Raw genomic sequence first — 16871 nt, forward strand, 5'->3', positions numbered from 1 at the left:
TACATTCACTACTATAATCATGAGCGAATCAAACTAAAACTAAAAGGGCTGAGTCCTGTTCAATACAGAAATCAGCCCTCCTATGCATAACTAACAAACTGTCCAACTATTTGGGGTCACTTCACAAGTTTGGCAGTTTTTTGTTTATCAACGAACACCAGCGAATACTCGAACACTAGGACACACTAAGCAATGATGGCCTAGTCTCCTGAGATAGTCAGAAGTCGAACATCCTATTGGTTCACATTGAGTGCATTCAGATAATTCAGTTTAGCGGCATATAAGGCATAGTCTTTTTGATTGATGCTATTTTGTTTAGCTAAATTCAGTTCTTTTTCCGCATCAGCTAATTCACCTAGGCGAAAGTGCGCTAAACCGAGCCAGAAATGAAACTCATGATAATCCGGCGCACGTTTTAGTTCTCTTTGAAACATCGCCTTCGCCGCGACAAAATCGTTTTTATTCATCGCCGCCAAACCTAATTGGAAGAAGTGAAACGGTGGGTGCGGTTGCAAGTCCAATAGCCGTTGGCTTAATTGCGAGGCTTCCGCCACGCGATTAAGATTATTCAGTGCTTGTACCATGTTTGACATAGTCACCAAATTCTTAGGGTTAAGGATCAACGCTGTGCTTAGCGCACGATAGCCTTGCTCGTGATAGTTGCGTTGCATGTAGATCACGCCTAGCGTGTTATAGGCCGCAGCAAATTGATCATCTGCTTGAATTGCCGCCCGCGCAGACCAATATGCTTGGTTGTAATCCTTGCGCACTAGCGCTTCCGCTGCGCGATTATTCATGAACATGGCAACGATGGTATTTTCATCGATTTCTATCGAGCGCAAATTGGCGGCCTCACCACGTTGCAAGAAATCGACCACCATGGTTTCTGGCCCAGTACTATCGTTATAGAGTTTTAGTCTTTTTTGTCCAAGCACGACGTTGACGTGTTCACTCGCAAAATAGAGTTCACCGGCACGACTCCATTCCTCCTCCAGAAATACTTTTTGATAGCTCGTCGTTAATCCCATTGCCTTCGCGAACGCCGCGGTCATAATTACTAAGGATAAGCAATTGCCAGATCGAGACTCAAAAGTGTCTGAGGCATTGCGGGTGTAACTCGCATCGTAACGTAATTGCAGTTTGCCCTCATCGTAGAGCGCCATATACAGAGCACGTTGGTCGCTGTGTATTCTTGATTGTTTACGGATTTCACGATCAAGAAATTGTTGCATCGAGGGACTAAGCTGGAAGATACTCTCGGCACTGACAAGATCGGTAGGTGCAGCGAACAGCTCGTCATGAAACAGATTGTCGTTGGTCAGTGCCACTGGCTTGGTCACACATCCACCGATCAGCAACAACTGGCTACAACACAATACGATACGTATCAAAAAACTTCGCATAATCGCCCATCCAAATTCTTGTGATGAAGATTTGCAGAATAGCTTTTGATTCTGTTACTAGCAAGTTGTTCTTGATCTGGGATGGATGTATTGCGCTTATTCTTTACTTTTATTGATTAATTCACACAGCGGGGCGAGATCGACGCAACTCGAATAGCATTGTGATGCGCAGAATCTAGCATCGTTCTCGCCCAAAGGATGTGCTTAGTAAGCTAGAGTGAATCGTTGCTTGAGGTGTTGTGGATGCTCTAATTCATCCACCATCGCCACCGCATAGTCTTCTACCGAAATATGGCTCTTGCCGTCTGCGTCGGTAAGAAGTTGATCTTTGCCGAGGCGAAATTGAGCAGTGCGTTGCCCCGGCGCGATCACGCCTGCGGGACTCAGCATAGTCCAGTTCAGTTCTGTCTCTGCGCGCAGTAAATTCAAAGCTTGACGCGCACCTTCTGCAGTTGCTTTATAAGCTGCAGGAAATTCAGGTGTATCAATTAACTGCAAACCTGGTGCGATTTCGAGTGAGCCAGCACCACCAACTACCAGCAAACGCGGCACTTTGGCCGACTTACTTGCTTGAATAATATTCTTGATGCCAGATACATAGTAATCAAGTGTATTCGCTTGCGCATGCCCGCTAAATGCGCTGATCACCGCATCGAAATTGACAAGCTGTGTGCGCAAGCTCGCTAAATCTTGTACGTCGGTCGCTTCAACGCGCAAGTTTTCTTGTGCCGCTAATTTGGCTGGCTGGCTGATGAATGCCGTGACTTGATGTCCGCGGCTAAGTAATTCTTGGCGTAATGCGGAACCAATAAAGCCTGACGCGCCGATGAGTGCGATATTCATGATGAAGTCCTTGTTAAGTCGTAGATGTATGGAGAATTTGTGCTCGTCTGTATTACAGAACTCAGCATGGGACGCAGTATGGGCGAATTAATTGACTAGATAAACCACTAAATCTACAATTAATTGTTCTCAATTTCTTATCAATGATGATTCGATTTTGAAATCTGAAACGGATGAAGTGACTTCTGTCGTTGCAATCTCCAAAGAAGCAAACATTCAAACCACAAATAAACCACAAATACGGAGCCATCATGCCGACTCTCGATCAAATTGATCTCAATGCGCTCGGAATTTTCGACGCGGTGGTCGAAGCAGGCAGCTTTACTGCAGCGGCACATCGATTGAATGTGGCGAAGGCAAAAATCAGCGTGCAAATTGCACGTCTAGAACAGCAATTGGGCACCGCTTTATTCACCCGCACCACGCGACGACTGAGTCTAACTGATGCCGGGCGTCAACTGCATGAACAATGCCAACCGGCTCTATTGGGATTGCAAGATGCGATCTTACAAGTGGGGGCAGCGAATAAGGCGCTGACGGGAGTGTTAAGAATTGCGACCAGCGTCATGCATGCCAGTCAATCCTTGGCACCAGCAGTGGCGCGCTTTGCATCCTTACATCCCGACTTGCGTATTGATTTGCGCAGTAACGACCGCATTAGTGATCTAGTCACTGATGGCATCGATTTATCGTTTCGTATGGGTTGGCTGCGTGATTCTTCACAGCGGGCGATTAAGTTGAGCGAGTTTGATCAAATCTTACTAGCTGCACCTGCCTATTTGAAAAAACATGGGCATCCTCAATTACCACAAGACTTGCGCAATCATGCCTGGATTGCTTTAAACCTTTTGCCCACGCCATTAACTTGGCAGTTCAGTCATGTCGATGGCGAGATGCAGACGGTACATATGCGGTCCCGCTTACAAGTTGATGCGCCAAGTAGTTTATTGGCTTTGTTGCAGCAAGGTGCGGGGATTTCGGTGATGGATTCAATGAGTGCAAAATCAGAAATGCAGACTGGGAAGTTACAACAGTTACTGCCCGAATGGCGGCTACCATCCGGTGGCATTTATGCAGTATTACCACCGGGTCGTCATGTGCCACACAAGGTGAGAGCATTTATTGATTTTTATCGGGAACAGCTACAAGACTATAGCGCGAGTTAATGCCCGGCCGAATTATGAATTAGTGATGCGCTTTATGTCCTCATTCTTCGTGGGCAGAGATGTGATTTGTTCTACGTCCCTGCCTCATTTTAGTGCTTAGCATCACTTTCTAGCGCGTATGCTCAAGTCGTTTATGTTTCAATGAGGACCAAAACGACGCCACGATGAATGCAACGCCAATCAATCCGGTAAAGATTTCTGGAATATGGAATTTCATACTTGCAAACATGATTAAGGCTAAAATACCAATCGCATAATGTGCACCATGTTCAAGATAAACATACTCTTCGAGTGTGCCTTGGCGCACTAAATACACAGTCATTGAACGAACAAACAAAGCACCGATTGCTAGTCCCAACATAATAATGACCACGTCGCTGGTGATAGCAAATGCACCTATCACGCCATCAAATGAGAACGACGCGTCGAGCACTTCTAAATATAAAAAGCCACCAATTCCTCCAGTTTTTACAACTGCGCCGACATTGACATCTGTTGCTTCTTCTTTTTCTAGCAAGCTGCTAATGAAGTCAACACCAACGTACACGATGATGCCCCACACTCCCGACAACAAGACAGCATATTGTTGGGAAGCTTCGACCAAACTGACGCTACTAACCACGACACCAAGTGCAATCAACACGGGGATGGAGCCGATACGACCAAAGCTGGCGATTTTGGCTTCAACATTGCCAAGCCAGTGCATTTCTTTTTCGTCATCCAACAAGAAATTGAGAAATACCAGCAATAAGAAAACACCACCAAAAGCAGCTACTTCAGCATGATGATTAATCAAATGTGTGGAGAATTCTTTAGGATTGTCGATCGCTAGGTTCCAAACTTCAGCCAGCCCCAAATCCGCAGCCACGGCCACGATCACCAGAGGGAAAACCAAGCGCATACCAAAAACCGCGATGATAATACCCACTGTTAAAAACAGAGTTTGCCAAAACGCATCCCAATTTTTTAAGACAGAAGCATTGACGACGGCATTATCAAATGACAGCGAGATTTCTAATATCGCCAAAATCATCGCAATACCAAGCGCACTGGCTGCCGCAGTGACACCGCCATGGGTGTAACCCCAATAGGTTGCGATGCCTAAGCAAATCAGAGAAATAAGAATAGATAATCGAAAATGTTGCATACTTGTTTAGTCCAAATAGAAAAGTCCGACGCATGTGAGGTCGGACAGAAAATGAACTGCGAGAGTGCCACACAATGGGATGCTGGTGCAAGCTGTAATCAACCGATGGTGGGATAAAAAAGCAGAATTTGACTTAGAAGTTTAATCATTAGAAGTTTAATCAGTAAGCGCGGCCTCGCGCACGAACTGCTTTAGTTGAGGTATGCAAGATCCGCAATTGGTACCACACGCTAAAGTTTGCTGTAAGTGACTTAGCCGTTGTTTCTCATCTCCGTTATGTGAGCTTAGCGAATGTTTGATTTGTTGCGCCTTGATATTGAAACATGTACACACGACTTGATTTTCTTGTTGAGTACTTGAGCCCCTGCCAATGGCGGGCTGAGATCGGGCGAGCAAGGTGGGAGTAATCGTTAGCGGTTCTTCATCTAATAGCAATTGTTTGAGCCAATTTTCTGCTGCAATATCGCCTGCTAAAGAAAAACCTGCAATACATTTTTGCGGAAGTGTAGTTTGTTTTGACTCAACCAAAATCTTGCGCCCAGTCCCACGTTTGATATCGTCGTATTGCAAGACAAATTCGCCATGCAAGCCAAGTAGGCGTTCAATCGCGTGTATAAGTTCCGCTGCAACCGCAATGCTATGCGCAGCACGAAATAATAGAGCTTGACGCTCGCGTCCAAATAGCACACAACTCGCGTAAGTGAAGTGGGGATAATAGCGGCGTAGCGCTTGTTGTACATTCAAGATCTGCGAGGAATCAACCCAAGCACAAGCAAGAAATTGCCATACCAAGTCAACTTTGGCGATTTTAACCGTGCTGTGTTTTAGCTCAGGCTGTTTGGAAATAGGATCAAAGCGCGGATTGCATAAGCTATTCACACCGAATAAGGCATGATTCGCTTGGCTACCCGAGACAAATTCTTCGCCCCAATGCATAGCAATAAAGCTCTGCCCAGTCTTGAGTTGCTCACTCGCTTTCGCGATCAGGATTTGTGTCCCTCGCTGATTACTGACCTCGACAAAATCACCATCATTGATGAAGCGGCGTAGCATATCTTGGCTTGCCATTTCTATGCATGGTTCGGGCGCATGCGCATACAGTTGGGCGACCAAACCGGTGCGACTCATGCCATGCCATTGATCGCGCAGGCGTCCAGTATTTAAGGCGAATGGATGACGAGGCGTGATCTTTTCTGCAGGTGCTGCATAACTGCAATTGATAAAACGCGCTTTGCCATTCGTGGTGGCAAATAGACGGTCTTGATATAGACGATTTTTACCTGCTGTGGCACCCGTAGGAAATGGCCATTGTTGCGGTCCATTTTCTTCTAACCATGCATACGATAAACCGGTGATGTCGAGATCACGCCCCGCCGTACTATCACGGTGCTCATTCCAAATGGCCTCAGGATGATCGTAAGTAAAATCGGGCTTTGTTTTATTTAATTTCTTTGCTAATTTCTGCGCAAACAGGGTGGCGATTTGCCAATCATGGCGGGCTTCGCCAAGTGCTGGTATCGCTGCACGCACACGTGAGATTCTGCGTTCAGAGTTGGTTACGGTGCCGGATTTTTCTGACCAGGTCGAAGCAGCCAAAAGTACATCGGCATACGCCACCGTCGCGGTGTTGTGATATGCCTCTTGCACGATCACCAGCTCGGCTTTTTCCAATGCTGTGCGTATTAAATTTTGATCTGGCATCGATTGCGCTGGGTTAGTGCAAACGATCCAGATGATTTTGATTTCACCAGTGCGCACAGCTTCAAATAATTCGACTGCGGTTTTGCCGGGTTGATCAGATACGCTAGGAATATTCCACAGTGCAGCGACTTCAGCTCTATGTTCGGAATTACTCAGGTCACGATGCGCTGACAGTAAATTTGCCATACCACCTACTTCACGCCCACCCATCGCATTCGGTTGTCCAGTTAACGAGAAAGGGCCTGCACCGGGTTTGCCGATTTGCCCTGTCGCCAGATGCAGATTAATCAAGGCACTGTTTTTGGCTGTACCTGCGCTCGACTGATTTAAGCCTTGGCAATACAGTGATAGCGCCGCTTTGCTTTGCCCAAACCAACGCGCAGCTTGGACCAAATCTTTTTCAGCGATGCCGCAAATTTGCGCAGTAAATGCGGGCGTAAAATCACGCACGGTTTGTTTGAGTTCAGCAAAACCTTCAGTATGTTCTGCGATAAATTGGGTATCGATTAAATCTTCCCATAAACACAAATGCAACATGCCGTGAAACAGCGCCACATCAGTGCCGGGCAAAATCGCCAGATGCAAATCAGCGTCTCGAGCGGTATCGGTACGACGCGGATCAACTACGATGACTTTGAGAGCGGGATTGTTCTCACGCGCCTGTTCTATGCGGCGATATAAAATCGGATGGGCATACGCTGTATTCGAACCAGCGATGAAAATTAAATCTGAGAGTTCAATGTCTGCATAACTGCAAGGTGGCGCATCGGCACCCAAACTTTGCTTATAGCCAGCGACTGCGCTTGACATACAGAGTCGTGAATTGCTGTCGATATTATTGGTACCTATCAGGCCCTTTGCTAGCTTGTTGAAAACGTAGTAATCCTCGGTCAGTAACTGGCCGGAGATGTAGAAGCCGACACTATCTGCACCATGCGTTTGTATGCAATCCGCAAATTTATCTGCCAACGTTTCTAAACAAACATCCCAATCCACAGGCTGTCTTTCCTGATTGCGTGCAGTACGCATTTCTGGATACAGCGCGCGTACTTGCTGTTGCAATAGTGGCTGAGCCGTCAAATGTAAATTACTACCCTTGCTGCACAGTTTGCCAAAATTCGCAGGATGCGCCGGATCGCCACGCACACCGATAACTTGAGCGCCATCGGATTCGATGATCACACCGCAACCAACGCCGCAATAGCAACAAGTAGATTTGGTTTCTAGCATCGCATTTAACCTTGATCGTGGGCGTTGATAGACGTTAAGAATCGATCGCTAAAGTGAGCAATTCCCGCGTACATAAATACACTTGATCGGCTTCCACTTTGACACTAAATTTTTGCGTACAACCTTCGTCAGGTGACACTGCGCAACCAGTTGGTAATTCGATATTCCAGTTGTGCAAAGGGCAGGCGACTTTTTCACCGAAGACGATGCCTTGCGATAAGGGGCCGCCTTTGTGTGGACACTTATCCAATAATGCGAAGACTTTGTCTTCCTTGTTTCTGAAGACGGCGACATCGGTTTGCGCTTGTCGTTTGACGATACGCGCACCGAGGACGGGAATGTCGTCTATGTGACAGATGACTTGCCATTCTTTGGACATGGGTTTTCCTTTGTTTTAGGTTCCCTTCTCCCACAAGCGGGAGAAGGGCTAGGGATGAGGGCGCTTGGAGTGCTGCAGACAAAATCACAATTCATACAGGCAACTGATGCAAGTGCTTTGAATTAAGTCTTTGCGTTGTTGAACCGCCCTCACCCCAACCCTCTCCCGCTTGCGGGAGAGGGTGCTTGTTATCGAAATCGATTCATAAATGGTATTTTGAGAATTACCCTCCTATTCGCTCAAATTGCCGCGTATCCACTTGCGCCTTCTCCGGTTCATGCCAAGGATCCACTTCACCTTCCAGCGCGAACAGCAAACGTTGATACAGTTCTTCACGTCGCACAGCATTTTCCAAAACTTGTTGTTTGACGTAGTCAAGACCAACGCGAGCGATGTAGTGCACTGTGCGCTCTAAATACCAACCTTCTTCGCGATACAGTTGTAAGAACGCGCCGGTATATTCCATGACTTCTTGGTGGGTTTTTAGCTTGACTAAGAATTGCGCGACTTCCGTTTTGATGCCGCCATTCCCGCCCACATACACTTCCCAACCAGAATCGACGCCAATCACGCCGACGTCTTTGATCCCGGCTTCAGCACAATTACGTGGGCAACCGGATACCGCGAGTTTGACTTTGTGTGGCGCGTACATGCGTGCTAATTCGCGTTCTAATTGTTGTCCCATCAACGTCGAATTTTGTGTGCCGAAGCGGCACCATTCGCTGCCCACGCAAGTTTTCACTGTACGCAATCCTTTGGCATAGGCGAGGCCGGATGGCATGCCCAGATCTTGCCAAACGGCGGGTAGATCCTCTTTTTTCACGCCGAGTAGGTCGATACGTTGACCGCCGGTGACTTTGACGGTCGGAATCTTGAATTTATCGACCACGTCGGCAATTCGGCGTAATTCGGAAGCATTGGTTTCGCCACCCCACATACGCGGAATGACCGAGTAAGTCCCATCTTTTTGGATATTCGCATGCGAGCGTTCGTTGATGTAACGCGATTGCGGATCATCGATGGCTTCTTTCGGCCAAGTCGAAATCAGATAGTAATTCAACGCAGGGCGGCAACTCGCGCAACCATTTGGTGTGCGCCATTCCATGAATTGTTGAACCGCTGCCACGGTCAATAAATGATTGGCTTTGATTGCTTCACGCACGGCATGATGCGAGTGGTCGGTACATGAGCACATGGCCTTGGCTTTCGGTGTAGCTGAATAATCGCCACCTGCCGTGAACATAATGATTTGTTCGACCAAGCCTGTGCACGAACCGCACGAGGCAGAGGCTTTAGTGTGTTTGCGTACATCTTCTAAGGTGAATAGGCCTTTTTCTTTAATCGCTTTGACGATCGTTCCTTTGCACACGCCATTGCAACCGCAGACTTCAGCATTGTCTGGCATGGCGGCTGCTTTAGTGTGACCTTCATGGCCGACGTCGCCTGTATTTGATTCGCCGAACATCAGCGAATCACGAATCTCTGCAATGTTTTTACCCTCGCGTAGCAACTTAAAATACCAACTGCCATCGACCGTATCGCCATACAAGCAGGCGCCTATGAGTTTGTCGTCTTTCAACACAAGTTTTTTGTAGACGCCGCCGATAGGGTCGGACAAGATAATTTCTTCGGTATCTTTACCACCTGAGAAGTCACCCGCAGAAAATAAGTCGATGCCAGTCACTTTCAGTTTGGTGGACGTCACAGAACCTTGATATCGACCGATGCCGAAGTTCGCCAAATGATTTGCGCAAACTTTTGCCATCTCGAATAAAGGTGCGACCAAGCCATACACAGTGCCGCGATGATTTACGCATTCACCGACAGCATAAATGCGCGGGTCGTAAGTTTGCATGGTGTCATTCACGATCAGACCGCGATTGCAATACAGCCCGGCGGATTCAGCTAAGGCAGTGTTGGGGCGTATCCCAACTGCCATGATGACGAGTTGTGTAGGAATTTCTAAGCCATCAGAAAAACGGATGGCTTTGACGCGACCGTTTTCATCACCAAGTAGAGCTTCGGTATTTTTCTCTAATAAGAAATTGAGACCGCGATCTTCTAAGGATTTTTGCAGCATCTTGCCTGCGGTTAGATCGAGCTGCCTATCCATCAGCCATGCGGGCAAATGCACGACTGATACGTTCATGCCACGCATCTTTAGGCCATTTGCAGCTTCTAGACCGAGCAGCCCGCCACCGATGACAACCGCATGGGTATGCTCGGCCGCTGCAGCGATCATGGCATTGGTGTCATGGATGTCGCGGTAGGCAATCACGCCTTGTAAATCTTTGCCCGGCACGGGCAACATGAATGGCGTAGAGCCAGTGGCGATCAGTAATCGATCGTACTCGGTTTCCATACCGTCTTCGGCGATGACCACACGTTTGTAGCGATCAATTTTGACGATTTTTTTGCCTAGATGTAGGGTGATATTGTTTTCTGCATACCAGTCGACATCATTGAGCATAATGTCTTGAATGGTTTGCTCGCCTGCTAATACGGGCGATAACAAAATGCGATTGTAGTTGGCGTAAGGTTCCGCGCCAAAGACTGTGATGTCGTACAAATCGGGCGAAATTTTCAGCAATTCTTCCAAGGTGCGTACACCTGCCATTCCATTGCCGACCACGACGAGTTTGAGTTTTTTCATGATGTTTTCTCTTGGTAATTCGGGTCTAGTGTGACTGGTTTAAGCGACTTCTTTACTAGGATGCGATTGGCGGTGATACAAAAATTCGAGCACTGCGCTGCGATATTTTGCGTATTGAGCATCGTTGGCTAGCGCGACCCGTTCACGTGGTCGTGCTAATTCCACCGATAACACTTCTCCGATAGTTGCGGCAGGGCCGTTAGTGAGCATCACGATTTTGTCCGAGAGGAGTACAGCTTCATCGACATCATGCGTGACCATCACCACCGTCGATTGCGTCTTGGCGACGATCTTGAGCAATTCGTCTTGTAGGTGCGCGCGGGTGAGTGCATCGAGCGCGCCGAAAGGCTCATCCATCAATAGAACTTTCGGTTCGATTGCCAAAGCACGGGCGATGCCAACGCGTTGTTTCATGCCACCCGAGATTTCATGTGGGCGCTTTTTATCAGCCGCAGTCAAACCTACGAGCGCTAAGGCGTTGCGGGTGCGATTGATTAATTCCGCTTTATTTTCTGTGGCTGCGAACACGCGTTCCACTGCTAAATAGACGTTTTCAAAACAGGTGAGCCAAGGAAGCAGCGAATGATTTTGAAACACCACACCGCGTTCAGGCGATGGCCCGGCGATTTCACGATGCGCGCATAACAGAGCACCAGAAGTCGCAGTAGTTAAACCCGCAATCAAATTGAGTAAAGTGGATTTGCCGCAACCAGAGTGACCAATCAGGGTAATGAATTCACCTTTCGCAATCCGCAGATTGATATCGCGTAGCGCATGAAAGCTGCCCTTCTTGGTGTCGAAACGCATCTCTACATGTTGGACTTCGATATACTTTTTATCGTTTGTCTCTGCAGTGTTTAGCTTATCCATATTCACGCTCCTGTTTCTTCATAGGTGACAGCACGCGCCATCGCCACCAGCGCTTGTTCTAATAACAGACCGACGAATCCAATCACCACAATCGCAATAATGATGTGCGGTACGTTTAAGTTATTCCATTCATCCCACACCCAGAAGCCGATACCGACGCCACCGGTGAGCATCTCCGCTGCCACGATCACCAACCACGCAGTGCCAATCGCCAGACGCACGCCGGTCAACATATAGGGCAGCACGCTAGGTAACAAAATCCGCGTCAGAATCTTCCACTCAGACAGATTTAAAACGCGTGCGACATTCATATAATCTTGTGGCACGCGTTGCACACCAATCGCGGTGTTGATGACCATAGGCCAAATCGAGCAAATAAAAATCGACCAAATCGCTGCTGGATGCGCGGCTTTGAACACCAACAGTCCTATCGGCAACCACGCCAAGGGTGAGACCGGTTTGAGCAAGCTAATAATCGGATTAAACATGCCCGCCATAAAACTAAAGCGACCAATCATGAAACCAAGTGGAATGCCAATCGCAGCGGCAAGACCAAAGCCCACCGCGACGCGTTTTAAGGACGCATAGATATTCCAACCTATGCCTTGATCATTCGGCCCATTTTGATAGAAGGGATCTGAGAAGAGCTTGATCGCTTCTTGTAAAGTAAGCAAAGGTGAGGGCAGCGAGGTATTTTTCTCTGCAATAATTTCCCAGATCAACACCAGCATTGCTAAGCCTAGAAATTGCGGTAAGAGCTTGAAGGCGAGCGCTTTGAGTTTGATCGTAAGAGTTGCGAATACTGAGGGCTTGGCCATCATTGTTTCCTTCTTGAGTGCTAGTGCGCTTGCGGTTGCAGCTTTGGGTTTCTCCACTGCGCTGGCATCTGCATTGGCGGAATCGCCAGCTGAATAAGTTGAAAGCAGAGTAGTCATCACTAATCCTTATGCTTTGATCTTAAATGCAGCGGCATACGCAGCAGGATTTTGTCCATCCCATACCGTGCCATCAATGAGCTTGCTCTTACGCATAGGGTCTTTTGGTACATTGACTTTCGCCAGTGTTGCGCCATCTTTGTAAATGTCGATACGATTGACGGCTTTTGCTACGGCTAAATAGTCGGGATCTGCTTTGAGTAAACCCCAACGTTTGTGCTGGGTTAAGAACCACATACCGTCTGATAAGTAAGGAAAATTCACCGTACCATCATTAAAGAATTTCATGTAGTGAGGATCATCCCAAGTCTTGCCTAAACCATTTTGATAGCGTCCCATAATCCGTTGGTTAATCACATCGACGGAAGTGTTGACATAGGATTTCTCAGCGATGATTTCTGCCATTCTCTGTTTATTCATGAGCGAGGCATCTATCCAGCGACTGGCATCGAGAATCGCGGCGATCAAGGCGCGTGCGGTGTTCGGATATTTTTGTGAAAATTCTGCGGTGCAACCTAAGACTTTTTCTGGATGATCGCGCCAAATATCTTGCGTAGTTGCAGCAGTAATGCCGATGCCATCTGCAACCGCACGATGATTCCAAGGCTCACCAACGCAATAGCCATCCATATTATCGACCCGCATATTCGCCACCATTTGTGGCGGTGGTACGGTGATCACTTTCGCGTCTTTCATAGGATTGACACCATGTGCCGCTAACCAGTAATACAACCACATTGCGTGAGTGCCGGTAGGGAAGGTTTGCGCGAAGGTGTATTCCCGCTTTTCACGCGCCATGAGTTTTGCAAGACCTGCACCGTCGACGGCGCCTTTGTCAGCAAGCTTTTTCGATAATGTGATCGCTTGACCATTATTGTTGAGCGTCATCAGGATACTCATATCCTTTTTCGGGCCGCCGATGCCGAGTTGTACGCCATACACGAGACCATATAAAACGTGCGCTGCATCGAGTTCGCCATTGACCAATTTATCGCGCACGCTGGCCCAAGAGGATTCTTTGCTCGGCACGATTTTGATGCCGTATTTTTTATCGAAACCCATCACGGCAGCGATCACCACCGAGGCGCAATCGGTGAGCGGAATGAAGCCAATTTTGACTTCTTCTTTTTCTGGCTTGTCTGAACCGGCTGCCCATGCGGTAGTTGCCGTGCCGATAGAACTTAGACCTAACATGCTACTTGCTCCAAGACCAACCACGCTGCTGGCACTTTGTATAAACTCACGGCGAGTTTGATTTTTGGCTGAGAATTCGGTCTTGTGTTCTGTGGCAGAGTTTTCATTGAGAGCACCTGTTTTATTCGTTTTGAGGATGGACTTATTTTGCTTATGCATGATCAGACTCCAGCGTGATGGTATTCAAATGATAAATTTCAAAGTCAGAACGAAAAAAGGCGTCTTACTACCGCACTCTGTCGAGTAGGTAGGAAGACGCCTTTGTCTTGTGAAAATTGCCGCCGTTAGCAAGTTTTCGCGGTGTACCAAAACGGTACTTAAGCTTTTCTTTGCAAGTTGTGTGCCAACTGGTTCTGTCGGAGTTTCAGCTTAAAAGGGTGCTGTTGATAAAAATTTTACTATCTTACTGCACTGCTTTGGATGCCAAATTGGTGCATTGCACCAAACTGTGTCACCGCTTATCCCAATAAATCAGCGACATCTAAGATACGTTGTGCCAACTCAACGAGCTTCAGATTTTTTTCCATCGCTTGCTTACGCAGGCGTTGATAGGCTTCGTTCTCACTGAGTTGATGGCGCGCCATCAGCAAGCCTTTGGCACGTTCTATGGTCTTGCGTTCCGCCAGTTTATTTTTGGTATCGTGCAGTTCTGTGCGTAATTTTTGATCAGCTTGAAATCTTGCAACAGCGACTTCCAGCACAGGTTTGACGCGTTCAACTTGTAGCCCTGCGACGACGTAAGCCGAGACGCCAACTGCCATTGCGGACGCCAGTTGTGAGGGATTGTCCTCTTCGGTAAATAAGACGATAGGACGTGGCGCATCGCGACTGACCAACACTAATTCTTCCAATACATCGCGTGCATCGGATTCAGCATCAATAATGATCATATCGGGTTGCAGCTGCGTTAAACGGTCAACTAAATACATATCGCCGGGGATAGACGCAATGATGTTATAACCAGCTTGTAACAAGCCTATACGCAAATCGCGCGAGCGCGTTATTTGTCTTTGTAATGCGATCGCATCTTGATCGTGTTGCTCAGATGCTGACGTTACCGTATTAATGACGACTATTTTTAAACTTGAAGTATGTGGATCAGACAAGTATGACTCCAAAGCTGGATCGAGACGGCACATTCAAAACGAGATATGCGAAGTTTGATGCAATATTCGCGCCAACTTAACTTGAGTATCTTCGCGCTCTAAGTAAGGTCTGAAAATTTAGATATATCGATTTGCAAACACAATGCAAGCTCACTCCAAGCTCACAGCAAACACATCGTTTTATCACATAGGTTTTCTATAGTTCCTGTCTATTTATCTTAAAGGTGCTTTATGAAAACAAAGATCCTATTGATTGTGCCGCCGCAAACAGAACTTGGTCAGCGCTTGTTAACATCGACAGCGTCGAATCAAGAAAGTATGTCGCTAGGCAAGTGGCGAGATTCTGCCTATGTAGTTGAGTGTTTGGATGCAGAGAAGGTACGATTAACCCTGTTTGATATCGTGCGTGAAACGCGTAGACGGGCTCCTAACTATGTGTGGATAAAGCGACCCGAGGTTGGCACTGCGAGTGCATTAACTTTTATATTGATTGCTATGTTAAGAGCGGCTTTGCCGACTATGCCTATCCTTCACGAGCAGGATGTCTTTGGCGCTGATGTTGACCCGTGGCGAGCATTTTCTACTACAATGTCCCCAATTAAATCGGCTTTACAAAATACTTAAATACTTATCATGGCAAGACTTCCGCGTCTGGTAATTCCACATCAGGCTCATCACATTACCCAAGCTGGTATCGATAATAAAATCATTTTTGTCGACACTGCGGATTACCAGGTTTTTTTAGATTGGCTCAAGTCAGGTGCGAAACAATTCGCGGTACAAGTTCATGCCTACACGATATTGCCGAATCGTTTTCATTTATTGGTGACACCCACGGATGAACTTGGCTTGGGAAAAATGATGCAGTGGTTAGGAAGATATTACGTGCCTTACTTTAATGCGAAGTATCAGCGTAGTGGTTTGCTGTGGCAGGGTAGATTTAAGGCGACGGTGTTGGAATCAAGCCAATACTTTTTACCGTGTTGTGTCATGTTGGAAGAGATGGCGGTTCGTCAGCATTTGGTGCAAGAGCCGAGCAGTTATTGGTGGTCGAGTTGCCAGCATCATTTGGGGATGCGTACCGATCCATTGTTGGCCGATCATGCGATGTATTGGGGCTTGGGGAATACGCCATTTGAACGCGAAGCGGCCTACCGTCAATTGCTTGAGAACGGTTTGTCGTCAACACTTTTGCAAGCGATTAATGATGCGACGAATAAAGCATGGGTTCTCGGTTCTGCCAACTTCAAGGCAGAAATGGCGAAACTAACTGAACGGCGCGTTGAACCGGTATCACGAGGACGGCCTAGAAAGCACGCAGTGATTTCGACATCAAGCTGATTCGCGATTGCTAGAGATACTGTCAGCGAGTGACGCTTACGCCTCTGCAGGTGCAAGAGGCGTAGATACGCTAGCGAGTCACTCACACATACTTATTCGCCGACTAATTGCACCGCGTCGATTGTTTTGTAACCGCGTTCTAAGTTATTCGCAATCGTTACTTTGACTGCTTTGACTTTGTAATCAGTTTTGTCAAAGCTACGCACGAACCAAGTACGGTTGCCGCGGCGATCTGCTTTTTGGTCGCTGATGCCATCCCAAACGGTATTCCATTTTCCATCAATGCTTTGCAATTCGATTTTGTTAATCGACTCAACCCCTTTGCCATCATCAAAGACAATCCGTACTTCAGTCGCTGCGACGGGTTTGTCGTAATTGACTTCTAGCCAGTCAAAACCAATATCTTGACGACCGTTAGTCCATGCTTTGCCATCGACACCGCCTTTGGCATTGCTCGCGACATTGTATGGCGAAGGTCCAGAGCTACCTTCTTCACCAAATGTAGAACTCGCTTTTGCACTACTCGCCCATTGCGCCTTGGCGTCATTCAAATATTGATCTTCCATCTTGGCGTAATCCATCAAGGCTTTCTTTTTTTCTTGTTCGCGTTGTTCAGCAGTTGGCTCGCTTGAAATCGGTTCGGCCTTCTTTGGCGCGGATGCTGGTACGGTTGTGCTTGCTACTGCTGCGACCTCAGTTGCCGCAACTTCGGCAGAGGCTTCGGGTGCTTTCTTGCTACAGCCTAGTGCCAGTGCGCAGCTCAATGCCATCAATAAATACGAAGCATGGGAAACTTTTTTCATAGGAAGCTCATTTTAAAAAAGATAAATGAAAAATCATGTTGAATAAACATGAAACGAAGTTGGCATTTTATGCGAGTTCGGCCAGAAGTCTGTGAGAAAT

At 47.3% G+C, this 16871-nt stretch carries 15 protein-coding genes; 4 read left to right on the forward strand and 11 right to left on the reverse strand.

Translation table 11 applies throughout. The annotated features are described in order from the left end of the window. Window positions 1–90 (forward strand): IS3 family transposase (locus KDM92_RS10725; RefSeq protein ID WP_212683795.1); only part of this gene is annotated, 90 nt, incomplete at its 5' end. 143 nt (window positions 91–233) lie between these two features. Here the strand turns inward: KDM92_RS10725 and KDM92_RS10730 are convergent. Both KDM92_RS10730 and KDM92_RS10735 read right to left on the reverse strand, forming a co-directional pair. Beyond that, a complete protein-coding gene (locus KDM92_RS10730; protein ID WP_212684357.1) occupies window positions 234–1403 on the reverse strand; it encodes a tetratricopeptide repeat protein in 1170 nt (389 codons plus the stop codon). 204 nt (window positions 1404–1607) lie between these two features. Next, on the reverse strand, window positions 1608–2246 hold the full coding sequence (locus tag KDM92_RS10735) for an NAD(P)-dependent oxidoreductase (protein WP_212684358.1): 639 nt from the start codon (window positions 2244–2246) through the stop codon (window positions 1608–1610). A gap of 251 nt (window positions 2247–2497) precedes the next feature. Here KDM92_RS10735 and KDM92_RS10740 point away from each other — a divergent pair, with 251 nt between their 5' ends. Further along, window positions 2498–3412 (forward strand): LysR family transcriptional regulator, encoded by a 915-nt coding sequence (locus KDM92_RS10740; RefSeq protein ID WP_212684359.1) that lies wholly within the window; start codon window positions 2498–2500, stop codon window positions 3410–3412. A 109-nt stretch (window positions 3413–3521) separates the two neighbouring features. Here KDM92_RS10740 and KDM92_RS10745 read toward each other — a convergent pair whose 3' ends face one another. From KDM92_RS10745 to KDM92_RS10780, 8 genes are all read right to left on the reverse strand, one after another. Continuing rightward, window positions 3522–4559, reverse strand: coding sequence for a DUF475 domain-containing protein (locus KDM92_RS10745; protein WP_212684360.1), 1038 nt, complete (start codon window positions 4557–4559; stop codon window positions 3522–3524). Between the two features lie 156 nt (window positions 4560–4715). Continuing rightward, window positions 4716–7490, reverse strand: coding sequence for a nitrate reductase (locus KDM92_RS10750; RefSeq protein ID WP_212684361.1), 2775 nt, complete (start codon window positions 7488–7490; stop codon window positions 4716–4718). Between the two features lie 34 nt (window positions 7491–7524). Further along, window positions 7525–7869: a nitrite reductase small subunit NirD gene (nirD, locus tag KDM92_RS10755; protein WP_212684362.1), complete on the reverse strand. Its 345-nt coding sequence runs from the start codon at window positions 7867–7869 to the stop codon at window positions 7525–7527. A gap of 223 nt (window positions 7870–8092) precedes the next feature. Next, window positions 8093–10522: a nitrite reductase large subunit NirB gene (gene nirB, locus KDM92_RS10760; protein WP_212684363.1), complete on the reverse strand. Its 2430-nt coding sequence runs from the start codon at window positions 10520–10522 to the stop codon at window positions 8093–8095. Between the two features lie 39 nt (window positions 10523–10561). Then, window positions 10562–11392, reverse strand: coding sequence for an ABC transporter ATP-binding protein (locus KDM92_RS10765; RefSeq protein WP_212684364.1), 831 nt, complete (start codon window positions 11390–11392; stop codon window positions 10562–10564). A gap of 2 nt (window positions 11393–11394) precedes the next feature. Beyond that, complete coding sequence (gene ntrB / locus KDM92_RS10770) at window positions 11395–12123, reverse strand: nitrate ABC transporter permease (protein WP_438947465.1); 729 nt, start codon at window positions 12121–12123, stop codon at window positions 11395–11397. A gap of 213 nt (window positions 12124–12336) precedes the next feature. Next, the gene (locus KDM92_RS10775; RefSeq protein WP_230408318.1) at window positions 12337–13521 is read right to left on the reverse strand and encodes a CmpA/NrtA family ABC transporter substrate-binding protein; all 1185 of its coding nucleotides are present in this window, start codon (window positions 13519–13521) and stop codon (window positions 12337–12339) included. A gap of 458 nt (window positions 13522–13979) precedes the next feature. Further along, window positions 13980–14627, reverse strand: a complete 648-nt coding sequence (locus KDM92_RS10780; RefSeq protein ID WP_230408295.1) for an ANTAR domain-containing response regulator — start codon at window positions 14625–14627, stop codon at window positions 13980–13982. Window positions 14628–14858: 231 nt separating this feature from the next. On the opposite strand from KDM92_RS10780, the gene KDM92_RS10785 reads away from it, so the two are divergent. Next, window positions 14859–15251: a hypothetical protein gene (locus KDM92_RS10785; RefSeq protein WP_212684367.1), complete on the forward strand. Its 393-nt coding sequence runs from the start codon at window positions 14859–14861 to the stop codon at window positions 15249–15251. 9 nt (window positions 15252–15260) lie between these two features. After that, on the forward strand, window positions 15261–15968 hold the full coding sequence (locus KDM92_RS10790) for a transposase (RefSeq protein ID WP_212684368.1): 708 nt from the start codon (window positions 15261–15263) through the stop codon (window positions 15966–15968). Window positions 15969–16060: 92 nt separating this feature from the next. Here KDM92_RS10790 and KDM92_RS10795 read toward each other — a convergent pair whose 3' ends face one another. Then, window positions 16061–16771: a hypothetical protein gene (locus tag KDM92_RS10795; protein ID WP_212684369.1), complete on the reverse strand. Its 711-nt coding sequence runs from the start codon at window positions 16769–16771 to the stop codon at window positions 16061–16063. Window positions 16772–16871: the final 100 nt, after the last annotated feature.

Source organism: Affinundibacterium baiyunense (assembly GCF_018139645.1).
Taxonomy (GTDB): Bacteria; Pseudomonadota; Gammaproteobacteria; order Burkholderiales; family Burkholderiaceae_D; genus Undibacterium; species Undibacterium baiyunense.